9 protein-coding genes are annotated in these 13069 nt (G+C 43.4%); all 9 read left to right on the top strand.

What is annotated here, in order from left to right:
- Positions 1–102: 102 nt before the first annotated feature.
- Positions 103–483 (top strand): hypothetical protein, encoded by a 381-nt coding sequence (locus R2Q66_RS10845; protein WP_316748740.1) that lies wholly within the window; start codon positions 103–105, stop codon positions 481–483.
- A gap of 77 nt (positions 484–560) precedes the next feature.
- A complete protein-coding gene (locus tag R2Q66_RS10840; RefSeq protein WP_316748738.1) occupies positions 561–4904 on the top strand; it encodes a CusA/CzcA family heavy metal efflux RND transporter in 4344 nt (1447 codons plus the stop codon).
- 1 nt (position 4905) lies between these two features.
- Complete coding sequence (locus tag R2Q66_RS10835) at positions 4906–6042, top strand: efflux RND transporter periplasmic adaptor subunit (RefSeq protein WP_316748736.1); 1137 nt, start codon at positions 4906–4908, stop codon at positions 6040–6042.
- Between the two features lie 299 nt (positions 6043–6341).
- The gene (locus R2Q66_RS10830; RefSeq protein WP_316748735.1) at positions 6342–7727 is read left to right on the top strand and encodes a mercuric reductase; all 1386 of its coding nucleotides are present in this window, start codon (positions 6342–6344) and stop codon (positions 7725–7727) included.
- A 94-nt stretch (positions 7728–7821) separates the two neighbouring features.
- Entirely contained in the window at positions 7822–8820 is a 999-nt protein-coding gene (locus R2Q66_RS10825; RefSeq protein WP_316748733.1) for an ABC transporter ATP-binding protein, read from the top strand.
- Complete coding sequence (locus R2Q66_RS10820) at positions 8813–10411, top strand: ABC transporter permease/substrate-binding protein (RefSeq protein ID WP_316748731.1); 1599 nt, start codon at positions 8813–8815, stop codon at positions 10409–10411. The genes R2Q66_RS10825 and R2Q66_RS10820 overlap by 8 nt, the downstream gene beginning before the upstream one ends.
- Positions 10411–11598 carry an ergothioneine biosynthesis protein EgtB gene (gene egtB, locus R2Q66_RS10815; RefSeq protein WP_316748729.1) on the top strand — a complete coding sequence of 396 codons (1188 nt, stop codon included), beginning with the start codon at positions 10411–10413 and terminating at the stop codon, positions 11596–11598. The genes R2Q66_RS10820 and egtB overlap by 1 nt, the downstream gene beginning before the upstream one ends.
- Before the next feature lie 10 nt (positions 11599–11608).
- Positions 11609–12586, top strand: a complete 978-nt coding sequence (locus tag R2Q66_RS10810; RefSeq protein ID WP_316748727.1) for an L-histidine N(alpha)-methyltransferase — start codon at positions 11609–11611, stop codon at positions 12584–12586.
- Positions 12587–12606: 20 nt separating this feature from the next.
- Positions 12607–12987 carry a VOC family protein gene (locus R2Q66_RS10805; protein WP_316748724.1) on the top strand — a complete coding sequence of 127 codons (381 nt, stop codon included), beginning with the start codon at positions 12607–12609 and terminating at the stop codon, positions 12985–12987.
- The last annotated feature ends 82 nt before the right edge of the window (positions 12988–13069 follow it).

Genomic DNA, 13069 nt, shown 5'->3' with positions numbered 1-13069 from the left:
ATTTAGCTGAGGGCTTTATTACCCGGAGTTTTACCTCTTTTTTATATAAAAGTTACGATCTTTTCCTTTTTTGGGAGCAAAGAAACCAATACATTTGAGGCGTTGAAGAAGCCCGTATCCATATTTATAACTTTAATCCTCCTCATTTTTTCTACCGGATTGCAGGAATTAATCAAACTGCCTTTACTTTTTCAACATTACTTCGAGCACCAGGCTATTAATGAGGGGATTAGCTTTTCTACCTATCTTGTAGACCATTACAACTCCATTCCGCATACGGATAACGATCAGGATCGTGACAACCAATTGCCTTTTAAATCGGTTGATCAGCATTCTGTCTTAACCAGTCCGGCAACACCGACATTCCATAAATACATTATCAAAGTATATAGTGCCATTTTACAGAAAGAAACCATCATCTATACCGATGAACATGTTCCTTATGCTTATCTGGATACTATCTGGCAACCGCCAAAAGTTTGATTTACCCTACTAATCCAGCGGAATAGCTCCCTGGTTTAGCTTTTATGGTATAAAGAGTAAATCAAAATTCCTTTTTTATGTTGAATAAAATCATTGGGTTTTCTGTAAAGAATAAACTCATAGTGGCGCTATTTACAATTGCGCTGATCATTTACGGTGCTTTTGAATTGACAAAGCTTCCCGTAGATGCGGTACCTGATATCACGAATAATCAGGTGCAAATTATCACCTCTGCGCCTTCTTATGGCGCAACAGATATCGAAAGACTGGTGACCTTCCCTGTAGAACAGGCGAGTAGTAATATTGCAGGGATCAAAGAAATCCGGAGCTATAGTAGGTTCGGCCTTTCCCTGGTTACCCTTGTTTTTAATGATGATGTAGATGTTTACTGGGCCAGACAGCAGGTTTCGGAGCGATTGCTGACCGTGCAGGCCAGTATTCCGGATGGCATCGGGAAACCAGAAATGGGGCCTATTTCTACCGGCCTCGGAGAAATCTACCAGTATGTGCTGAAACCGAAAAAAGGGTATGAAAGCAAATACGATATTACCGAGTTGCGGACCCTCCAGGACTGGGTGGTCAGGCGACAATTATTAGGGGTAAAAGGCGTGGCCGAGGTGAGCAGTTTTGGCGGTAAACTCAAGCAATATGAGGTGGCCATCAATCCCAACAAGCTCCAGGCGCATGGAATTACCATTGCCGATGTGTTTAATGCCCTGGAAAGTAACAACCAGAATACCGGCGGTTCCTATATAGAAAAACAGAGTTCTGTAAGTTATATCAGATCCGAAGGGCTGATTGAAAATAAAGATGACATCGAAAATGTAGTCATCAAGAACAAGAATAACAACGTGCCTTTATTGATCCGTGATGTTGCGGAAGTGAAAATCGGCTCGGCAACCCGCTATGGCGCCTTAATTTACAATGATGAAGGGGAAGTTTCCGGTGGTATTGTGATGATGTTAAAAGGGGCCAATAGTAATGTAGTGATCGAAAGTATCAAAACGAAGATTGCTGAAATTCAGAAAAGCCTGCCGGAAGGGGTGGTTGTGGAGCCTTTCCTGGATCGTACCGATATGGTGAGCAATGCGATTGATACCGTGAAAACGAACCTGATGGAAGGGGCACTGATTGTGATCTTTGTACTGGTCTTGTTTTTAGGAAACGTGCGCGCAGGGCTATTGGTGGCCTCTGTGATCCCGCTTTCTATGCTTTTTGCCATCATCATGATGAACTTATTTGGCGTTAGTGGAAACCTGATGAGCCTTGGCGCATTAGACTTCGGACTGATTGTAGATGGTGCCGTGATTATCGTAGAAGCTGTGATGCACCAGTTAACGCATAGCAAGAAATTTGCCGGTCTGCGGACATTATCGCAGCAGGAAATGGATAAGGAAGTGAAAAGTGCTTCTTCTAAAATGATGAATAGTGCGGTGTTCGGACAAATCATTATCCTGATCGTGTACCTGCCGATTTTCAGTTTACAGGGGATTGAAGGAAAGATGTTTAAGCCAATGGCACAAACGGTAGCTTTTGCATTGTTAGGGGCCTTTATCTTATCGCTAACCTATATTCCGATGATGAGCACGGTGTTTCTGAGCAAGACGATTTCTGATAAAAAGAACTTCTCGGATCGCCTGATGGCTAAAATAGAATCGGCTTACAGCAAGATATTAAACAAGGCATTGGGGATTCCTAAGCTTATTCTGGGTCTGGTGGTGACGATGTTTGTCTTTGCTGTGTTTCTATTGACAAGGCTCGGTGGCGAGTTTATTCCTTCAATTGAAGAGGGAGATTATGCGGTAGAAACAAGGGTGCTTTCGGGCTCTAGCTTGAATACGACGATAGAAAATGTACAAAAGGTGTCTGCGATTTTGAAGTCCAGATTTCCGGAGGTGAAAAATATAGTGACCAAAATTGGTAGTAGTGAAGTGCCTACAGAGCCACTGCCAATGGATATGGGGGATATGATCATCAACCTGAAAAAGAAAAGCGAATGGACTTCTGCCAGTTCTTTTGAGGAGTTGTCGGAGAAAATGAGCAAAGCCGCTTCGGAGGTTCCCGGGGTGACGACGAGTTTTCAATTCCCTGTTCAGATGCGTTTTAATGAGCTGATGACGGGGGCAAGGCAGGATGTGGTCTGTAAAATTTATGGCGAAAATCTGGATACATTGAGTGTTTACGCGAAGAAACTAGGCAATATTGTGCGGACGGTTGAAGGTACAACGGAGCATTATGTGGAGCAGATCTCGGGGACACCGCAGATTGTGATTAAATACAACAGACCTGCGATTGCGCAATATGGATTGAATATTTCAGAAGTAAACAGAAACATCAATGCCGCATTTGCTGGGCAAAGTACCGGATTGGTTTTTGAAGGTGAAAAACGCTTTGAATTGGTGGTCAGGTTGGATAATAACAATAGAAAAGACCTGAAGGATGTGCAGCAATTGTTGATTCCGACACCTGCGGGCAATCAGATTCCTTTGAGTCAGGTGGCTACGGTAGAATTGGTAGATAGTCCGAGTCAGATACAGCGCGAAAACACGCAAAGAAGGGTATTGGTTGGCTTTAACGTGAACGGTCGTGATGTAGAAAGCATTGTGAATGAGCTTCAGGAGAAGGTGGATAAAGAGATCAAATTGCCAGTGGGTTATACGGTGGCTTATGGCGGATCATTTGAAAACCTGAATGAGGCTAAATCGCGCTTGTCGGTAGCCGTTCCGGTATCCCTGATCCTTATTTTCCTGTTGTTATATTTTGCGTTTGACTCTATAAAATACGGTTTGCTGATTTATACAGCCATTCCATTATCGGCCATTGGCGGAATTTTCCTGCTGGCGATTCGTGGGATGACTTTCAGCATCAGTGCCGGAGTAGGCTTTATCGCTTTATTCGGGATCGCAGTCTTGAACGGGATTGTATTGGTTGCCGAGTTTAACCGCATTAAAAAAACAGGAGAAACAGATATGAGAAATGTAGTGATGCAGGGTACGATTACCAGGCTAAGGCCAGTGCTGATGACTGCTTTTGTGGCTTCATTAGGCTTCCTGCCTATGGCCTTGAGTAATGGCGCCGGTGCTGCGGTACAAAGGCCGTTGGCTACGGTCGTGATCGGTGGTTTGATGATTGCCACCTTGCTGACGCTTTTCGTGTTGCCGATCTTATACATCGCTGTGGAGAAAGGTTTGAAACCAATAGGTAAGGCTGGTAAAACGGTGGCTACGCTGATTTTGCTGGTTCTTGCATTTAGTCCTTTTAATACGGTTGTTGCCCAAAGGCCAATTGGTTTTCAGGAGGCTTTAGATAGTGCTGCTACAGGAAATATGTTGCTGAAAGGACAGAAATTGCGCGCGGAACAAGCGCAACAGCTGATCAAAACAGGGGCTGATATTCCAAAAGCGAACTTGTCTGCGCAATATGGGAAGTTCAATAGTGCTTTAATTGATAATTCAGTTGGGATTAGTCAAAGCTTCAGTTTACCAACGGTTTATAGCAGACAAAAGCAGCGCTTGACCGAAGAATGGAAACTGAAAATGCTGGATGTGGAGTTAAAACAGTCGGAGGTTAAAAAGATGACCAGCTCGATGTTTTATGAAATGTTGGTGATCGCGGAAAAGGAGGCTTTACTAGTTGGTATGGACAGTACTTTTCGCGAGTTCCTGAGGATTGCAACATTAAGGTTCAAAGCTGGTGAAACGAATATGCTGGAAAAGGCTAGTGCGGAAAATCAATTGACACAAATCGGGCGACAAAAGAAAGAGTTGCAAAAGGAGTTTAGTTTCCTGCAGCAGCAATTTATGTTAATGATCAATAGTACGGAAGCACGTTTGCCAAAGGCAGCGGCTTTTAAACTGGAGTTTGATGGGATTGATCCGGCTCAGTTGGAAAGTCATCCTTTTTTAAAGCTTCATGTACAGGAGGAGCAGCTGGCCAAAGCATCCACTGGGGTGGAAAAATCTAAGCTACTTCCGGAGCTTAGTCTGGGTTATCAGAATATGTCTTTACAGGATGGTATTCGTTATGATCTGGGTTCCAGATTTTCTTCTGTACAGCTGGGTGTCGGGATTCCGATATTTTCCGGAGCGCAAAAGGCAAGGATCAAATCGGCGAGAACACAGCAGGATCTGGCTAGAAATGAAACCGGCTATGCGCGGAAACAGTTACAGGCGGAAATGGAAGACGGCCTCCAGCAGCTGAAAAAGAACAAAGAAATCGTACAGGATTTTGAGCGTCATGCTTTAAAAAACGCCAGAGAGATTACCCAAACACTGAATAAACAGTTGCAAAAAGGGGAGATCAATTACCTGGAATGGACGGTGCTGAATCAACAGGCTTTAGCACTTCGCATGGATTATTTAAATGCCATTATTAGCCTGAACAACAGTATCATTCAATTGAATTACCTTTTATCAAAATAACATGAAATCTATAGTTTTTAAATATTTATCAGCATTAATTATCCCGGTACTGATTTATGGATGCAGCAGTACTGCGAAGGAAGAGTCTAAAGTGCCTGTTAGTACGGATGAGAGCATTGTACAGCTGAGTCCGGAGCAGCTGAAACAAGTGGATTTACAGGTTCAGAAAGTGCAGCCCCGAGAGATCAGTACGGTATTGAAATTGAACGGACAGATTGAAGTTCCACCGCAAAACCTGGTATCGGTGAGTGTGCCTTTAGGAGGTTACCTGAAATCGACACAAATGCTGCCGGGTACGAGGGTGAGGAAAGGTCAGGTCTTAGCAACTATCGAGGATCCGCAGTACATTCAGTTGCAACAGGATTACCTGAGCACGAAGAATAAACTCGGCTTTGCGCTTAAAGAATACAACAGACAAAGGGAGTTGCATACGGCTAAAGCGGGTAGTGATAAAGTCTTGCAACAGGCAGAAAATGAGTATAGAAATTTCAGTATCGAAAGTAAAGCTTTAGCTGAAAAGCTGCGTTTGATTGGATTGAATCCAACGAAACTTACGGAAGATAATATCAGTAGAACGATCGGGGTTTATTCGCCAATTAACGGTTATGTGAGTAAGGTGAATGTGAACATCGGAAAATATGTACTGCCTTCTGATGTTATTTTTGAGCTGGTGAATCCGGATAATATCCACCTGAACCTGACGGTTTTTGAGAAGGATTTGACTAAGATTAAAATCGGTCAGCAGGTGATGGCTTACAACAATGCGAAACCGGATAAGCAACACCTGACGAAAGTGGTATTGGTGAGTCATGCCTTAAATGAGGAAAGAAGTACCACGGTGCATTGTGATTTCGATCAATATGATCAGAAGCTGATTCCAGGCATGTATATGAATGCAGTAGTGCAGCTCAATAATGATAAAGTGGATGCTTTACCGGAGGATGCTTTTGTGAATTATGAGAACAAAGATTATGTTTTTGTGCGCCATGGTCAGGATGCTTTCATAATGATTGCAGTGAAAAAAGGGGCCACTGAACAAGGTTTTACCGCAGTAAATTCTGATTTAAAAGGAAAAGATATTGTAGTGAAAGGTGCTTATTCTTTATTGATGAAATTGAAGAATACAACCGAAGATTAGGACTTGTTTGCAGCGACCAGAGCGCTGCTATACGAATAGTACATTGCTGCCGGTTGTCGAAGGATTGCTCAGGAACTGTGGAAGGGTTTTAGAAGGTTGGTTAGGCCAAATCCTTTTTTGATGCTCCATGGAGTCCTGAGGAATCCTTCGACAACCGGCATTTTTATAGCTTGTCAGTAGGAACCTTGTTTAAGGTTGTTCCTTTTTCGATTCCCAAACATTTGTGCGGATAAGTAGTTATATTAGACTCAGCGTCTGTCTTAGCTATTGTATTTACGAATCGGTTAAAGGAACAAGATATGAAACATTATGATGCGATTATTATCGGAGCTGGACAAGCGGGGATTCCATTAGCAAAAAAGCTGGCGGAAGCAGGGAAAAAGACCGCGATTATCGAAGAAAGAATAGTTGGTGGAACCTGTATCAACGATGGATGTACACCCACAAAAACGATGATTGCCTCTGGTCATGCAGCTTATCAGGCCCGAATGGCCGGTAAACTTGGCGTAGAAACCGGAACGGTTAGGGTAGATTTTAAAGCCATAAAAAAACGAAAGGATGAGATTGTTGATTCTTTTCAGCAAGGGGCACAAAAAGGACTGGAATCGACAAAAGGGCTGGACTTGATTCATGGCAGCGCTACTTTTTCCGGAGCAAAAGAATTAACGGTAAGCCTGGCCGGCGGCGAAAAGCTATTGCTTTCCGCAGACTGGATCTTCATCAATACCGGTGCTAAACCGACTTTACCAGAATTGCCGGGCTTAACTGCCAGTAATTACCTGACTTCCACAACCATTTTAGATTTAACGGAAATACCTGAACATCTGGTAGTTCTTGGCGGAAATTATATCGGTCTGGAATTTGCACAGCTGTTCCATAGGTTGGGTAGCAAAGTGACTATCATTGAAAAATCTGCCAGGATTATAGGGCGGGAGGATGAAGATGTTTCTGCTGAACTAACCGAAATACTCAGGGACGAGGGTTTGTTGATACGCACTAACACGACTATACAAGAAATTGAAGGCCCGGCTAAAGCGCTTAAAATCCAGCTAAAATCAGCCAACGGTACATCAGTTATAAAGGCCAGCCATCTTTTAATCGCCATTGGCAGAACACCAAATACGTCTTCCTTAAATTTGGATATTCCGGGTATAAAAACAGATCAAAAGGGGTATATCCTGGTAAACGATAAGTTGGAAACGGATGTAAAGGGCATTTATGCGCTTGGAGATGTAAATGGCGGTCCGGCTTTTACGCACATTTCTTATCATGATTTTACGATTGTTTATCGGAATCTGATGGAGAAAGGAAATTTTAGTACGGCAGATCGGCAGACGCCTTATTGCCTGTTTACTGATCCTCAGCTGGGGCGGGTAGGACTTTCTGAAACAGCAGCGAAAGCGAAGGGACTCGATTTTCTGGTCGCAAAGATCCCGATGACACAGGTAGCAAGGGGCATAGAAACCGCACAGACTTTAGGGTTTATGAAGGCGGTGGTAGACCGTAAAAGTAAACAGATATTGGGGGCTTGCATACTCGCCGCAGAAGGTGGAGAAATCATGGCCGTACTTCAAATGGCTATGCTAGGTGGAATTACTTATGATAAAATCCGGTATGGTGTGTTCGCTCATCCCACGTTTTCTGAATCGCTAAACAATCTTTTTATGGGTATTAAAGATGAATAGTGCAAAGAAAAACTTTATAGGAAGCCTGTTCGTAAATAACTGATGATCGCTTTAAATAAAAAAACAACCTTTTATAAACCTTGAAAATGTATAGATGATTGAATTATCAGGAGTCAGTAAGCGTTTTGGAAATACAGAAGCGGTAAAGGAGGTTTCTTTTACCGTGGAGGAAGGAGAAACTATGGTGATTCTGGGGACGAGTGGTTGTGGGAAAACAACTACGCTCAAAATGATCAACCGCTTGATCGAGCCCGATTCCGGGAGGATCAGGATCAATGGCCAGTCCGCAACTGATGAAAAACCAGCAATGTTGAGGCGAAAAATTGGCTATGTCATGCAAAATATCGGCCTATTTCCTCATTATACGGTTGCCGGGAATATTGCCATCGTTCCGAAGCTATTGAAATGGCCGGTTGAAAAAACCTTACAACGTACGACTGAATTACTGGAAAAACTGCGTTTATCTCCGGATTGTTTATCCCTGTTTCCGCATGAATTAAGTGGTGGACAACAGCAAAGAGTGGGTTTGGCAAGAGCATTGATCGCTGATCCTGCCATTTTACTGATGGATGAGCCTTTTGGGGCACTAGATAATGTAACGCGGTCGAAGATTCATGCCGAATTTAAAGCGCTGGATGAGTTAAAAAGAAAAACGATTGTGATGGTTACACATGATGTTCAGGAAGCTTTTGAGCTGGCCGACCGGATTTGTCTGATGAATCGTGGTGAAATTGTTCAAATCGGGACGGCAAAGGATTTATTATATAAACCGGTTAATGATTTTGCGCGTCGCTTTTTAGATGGCGCACGTTTGGCGTTGGAGTTTAAATGTGCGCGTGTAAAGGATTTATGGGAGTTTCTACCTCCGCATTCTATGAGGATAAATGATCGTTTACTGGCGGGCAAAGGGAAAAATGAAAATGTACAGTCAGCAGAGCTGAGCGTTTGGCTGGCCATGGACTGTTTTAATTTTACGGTTAACGAGGAGCTGAGCTTTACTTTAGAGGGCTTTCCGGGGCAGGTAAAATCCGTTAATTTTCAGGAGCTGACCGGCGCTTTTCAGCGCTACCAACAGGAGCATATTCATGGATAATCGTCAGCAAACCTTGTGGGATTTCTTATGGGAGCAAAGGGATAAGCTGCTTCATCAGACTTTCCAACACCTTGGCCTCACTTTTACAGCCTTATTACTGGCTATTTTAATCGGTCTTCCTCTGGGGATGTTCATTGCGCGGAAACGCCAATGGGCAACAGGAGTTTTAGGCTTTGCTGGGGTGCTACAGACGATTCCGAGTATCGCCCTGCTTGGTTTTATGATTCCCTTATTAGGAATTGGGCCCAAACCGGCTATTGTCGCGTTGCTGGTTTATGCGCTGTTGCCCATTATCAGAAATACTTTTACGGGCATAACCGGGGTCAACAGGGATGTGATTGAAGCTGCAAATGCCTTGGGTATGAATAAAAAACAGGTTCTTTTTAAGGTGGAGTTGCCTTTGGCCATGCCGGTGATCCTTGCGGGCATCCGGACGGCTGCGGTGATTAATGTAGGAGTTGCCACACTGGCTTCTTTTATCGCTGCCGGCGGATTGGGGGAGTTTATTTTCGGAGGGATTTCGCTGAACAACAGTAATATGATTCTCGCAGGGGCGATTCCAGCAGCTTTGCTGGCAATCAGCTTAGATTTTTTGCTATCGAAGGTTCAGAAACTGGATTTTGTAAAGCTTAAGAAACTGAGTTATGTGGCGGTTTTTATCGTGTTGGCTTTGGTCGGTTATCAATTTTGGCCGGCTATTGTGGGTATCGGTAACTCCGGGGATCGCGGGGGTGCTAAATTAACCGCTGGTTTTACACCGGAATTTATGGGCAGGCAAGACGGTAACCTGGGCTTAAAATCGGTATATGGATTAGCAATTCCGACGCGGGTGATTAGTGATGCCATCATGTATAAAGCGGCTTATGAAAAGGAATTAGATGTCATTAGTGGTTACTCCACTGATGGCAGGTTAAAGGCCTTCGGTTTGGTGGTCTTGAAAGATGACAAAGGAATATTTCCACCATACGATGCGGTTCCAATCGTTAGTCAGCACGCTTTGGAGAAATTTCCACAGCTGGAAGGGGTACTGAATCTGTTGGCAGGAAAAATTAATGATTCGACCATGATCGATTTAAATTACCGGACAGATTATTTAAAGCAGAGTCCGGAACGGGTAGCCAAAGATTTTCTAATTGGCGCAGGATTGTATAAAAATCCGCGGAAAGGAAGCGCTGAGGAGGTTAGGATTGGTTCAAAAATATTTGGGGAACAATATATTCTTGCGGAGATATACCGGATGTTGATAGAAGGCAATACCGATTATCGGGTGACTACAAAGTCCGGTCTAGGTGGTACAAAAATCTGCTTCGACGCATTGGTCAATGACCAGATTGATTTTTATCCCGAATATACGGGTACAGGTTTGCTGGTTTTATTGAATCCGGATCAGCAATTGCTGAAAAATATTGGGCAGGATAAAGACAAAGTTTACGACTATGTGAACAAAACTTTTCAGCAGAAATACAAAATTAAGTGGCTTATTCCTATAGGGTTTAACAATTCTTATGCCCTGATGATGCGGGAAAAACAATCGAAAGCACTAGGTGTTAATACCATTACCGAACTTAAAAATTACTTAGATACAAATTGATGATACTAGCGGAAAAGTACCAGCAAATTAGAAAACATTCTGAACGGATTTGCGAACCTTTAGAGACGGAAGATTATGTAGTGCAACCAATTGTGGATGTGAGTCCCCCAAAGTGGCATCTCGGACATACCACCTGGTTTTTTGAAACCTTTATCCTGCAAGCTTTTTTGCCGGGTTATGGGGTTTACAATGCCGCTTATAATTATGTCTTTAACAGTTATTATGAAACTGTAGGAACCAGAGTGATCCGGACGGACAGGGGGAATCTGAGCAGACCGGGGGTGAAGGAAATTTATCAGTACCGGGCGTATGTGGATGCCGCAATGCTCCGGCTGCTGGAGAAGCCGCTAGATCCACAGGTAGCGGAATTGTTGCTGCTGGGTTTTAATCATGAACAGCAACATCAGGAACTTCTGCTGACCGATATTAAATATATTCTGGGACATAATCCGCTGTTTCCGGCTTATCAGGCAGCGGAAAACAGATCTGTTTCGCAACAGCAGGATTCTTCTTTGATGGAGCAGCCTTCTGGTAAAACCGGATTCCAGGAAATGAAAACTATAGCTGCAGGACTTTATGAGATTGGTTATACCGGAGCAGATTTTTGCTTCGACAATGAGTTGGGCAGACATCAGGTTTATATACCTCAATTTTCTATTAGTTCTCATCTGGTCAGCAATGGAGAATACCTGGATTTTATCACTAGCGGTGGCTATCAGAACTTTGTCTGGTGGCATTCAGAAGGCTGGGACTGGATAAATAACAACCAGATCGTTGCACCGATGTACTGGCATTTACTGGATGGCGTTTGGCAGCATTATACGCTGGAAGGTTTTCAGCCCATAGATCCGGAGGCTCCTTTAACACATGTCAGTTACTATGAAGCTTACGCTTTTGCGAGCTGGGCCGACAGGCGGCTGCCAACGGAATTTGAATGGGAGGTTGCTGCAGATACTTTTAAATGGGGGCAGCGCTGGGAATGGACCGAAAGTGCTTATCTCCCTTATCCGGGTTTCCTTAAAGCGCCGGGGGCAATAGGCGAGTATAACGGGAAGTTTATGGTCAATCAAAAAGTACTCCGTGGCGCATCAGTTGCTACACCTGCCGGACATAGCAGGAAAAGTTATAGGAATTTTTTTCATCCACACTTAAGGTGGCAGTTTACAGGTATAAGACTTGCCAGATAACAGAGGCTATATGGACACAATTAAATCAGAAGAACAAGTAATTACGATGACCCAATTCAGGAAAGATATTTTAACAGGGCTACAGGCAAGTCCGAAGTTTTTGCAGGCAAAGTACTTTTACGACCATCAGGGTGATCTGCTTTTTCAGCAGATTATGAAAATGGATGAATATTACCTGACTGATGCAGAAATGGGGATATTTTTAAATCAAAGTGGAGACATTGCCGCCATGATTTCGGCTGAAAACACGCCCTTCGACCTGATTGAATTAGGCGCTGGTGACGCTACTAAATCTATTCACCTGTTGCAGGAGCTGAGGGAACGTGAACTCGAATTCAGTTATTTGCCAATCGATATTTCTGCGAATGTAATCCGTCATCTGGAGGAGGTTTTACCGCTGCAACTGCCCGGATTAGCTATTAAAGGGCTGAATGGTGATTATTTCAAAATGTTGGATAAAGGGATTGCGCTTTCCAATCGCAGGAAGGTCGTTCTTTTTATGGGGGCAAATATTGGGAATATGCACATGGAGGAAGCCATGGCTTTTTGTCGCAGCTTAAAGGAACATTTATCCACAGGGGATATGCTGGTCATTGGTTTCGACTTAAAGAAGGATCCAAAGCAAATTCTGGCGGCCTATAATGATGCTCAAGGGATCACGGCGGCTTTTAATCTCAATTTACTTTCCCGGATCAACCGGGAATTGGGGGCTGATTTTGACCTGAAATCTTTTGAGCATTATGCCTGTTACGATCCGGAATCCGGAGCTTGCAAGAGTTTTCTGATCAGTGAAAAAGAACAGGTAGTTCATATTCCAGGGGAGAGTGCGATCAGCTTTGGGGCATACGAGCCTGTTTATATGGAGATTTCGCAGAAATATTCCCTTAAGGAAATAGAAGCCATGGCCCGTGCAACAGGTTTTCTAAGTAAACATCTGTTTTTTGATGAACATAAATACTTTGTAGATGCCGTTTGGATCGTAGATTGATTTAATTTAAAATAGATATCATGTTAAGGAATTCAAAATCATTTAGCTCGTTTTCAGTAGATGATCTGGAAAGAGCCCGTGCCTTTTATGGAGGCGTATTGGGATTGGAATTAAAGGATGATCCAATGGGGATACTGGAACTTCATGTTGCAGGATCCAGCCCGATCGTGATCTATCCAAAGCACAATCATGTGCCTGCAACCTTCACTATTCTAAATTTTCCGGTTCAGAATGTGGAAGATCTTGTAGATGCTTTAGTAGAAAAAGGAGTAAAATTTGAGCATTATGCGGAGGCAGATTTTAAAACAGATGAAAAGGGGGTATTTCGGGGAGATGGACCGGTAATTGCCTGGTTTAAAGATCCGGCAGGGAATATTCTGTCTATCCTGGAGAACACTTAAAAAACGGTTTTTGCTGTTTAAGAACGCTTTGTTGTTTTGCTGATAAACATTAGTTATCCGGAAAAAAGCCCTTGTTGGCACG

Origin of the sequence: Pedobacter gandavensis (genome assembly GCF_032677645.1) — a bacterium.
Taxonomy (GTDB): Bacteria; Bacteroidota; Bacteroidia; order Sphingobacteriales; family Sphingobacteriaceae; genus Pedobacter; species Pedobacter gandavensis_A.
This window is presented reverse-complemented; position numbering and strand designations above follow the sequence as displayed.

What these genes read in the sequence shown, in the direction of transcription:
- R2Q66_RS10810 (WP_316748727.1), top strand. Translation starts at nt 11,609, where the DNA reads ATGGACACAATTAAATCAGAAGAACAAGTAATTACGATGACCCAATTC.
- R2Q66_RS10825 (WP_316748733.1), top strand. Translation starts at nt 7,822, where the DNA reads ATGATTGAATTATCAGGAGTCAGTAAGCGTTTTGGAAATACAGAAGCG.
- R2Q66_RS10835 (WP_316748736.1), top strand. Translation starts at nt 4,906, where the DNA reads ATGAAATCTATAGTTTTTAAATATTTATCAGCATTAATTATCCCGGTA.
- R2Q66_RS10805 (WP_316748724.1), top strand. Translation starts at nt 12,607, where the DNA reads ATGTTAAGGAATTCAAAATCATTTAGCTCGTTTTCAGTAGATGATCTG.
- R2Q66_RS10820 (WP_316748731.1), top strand. Translation starts at nt 8,813, where the DNA reads ATGGATAATCGTCAGCAAACCTTGTGGGATTTCTTATGGGAGCAAAGG.
- R2Q66_RS10840 (WP_316748738.1), top strand. Translation starts at nt 561, where the DNA reads ATGTTGAATAAAATCATTGGGTTTTCTGTAAAGAATAAACTCATAGTG.
- R2Q66_RS10830 (WP_316748735.1), top strand. Translation starts at nt 6,342, where the DNA reads ATGAAACATTATGATGCGATTATTATCGGAGCTGGACAAGCGGGGATT.
- egtB (WP_316748729.1), top strand. Translation starts at nt 10,411, where the DNA reads ATGATACTAGCGGAAAAGTACCAGCAAATTAGAAAACATTCTGAACGG.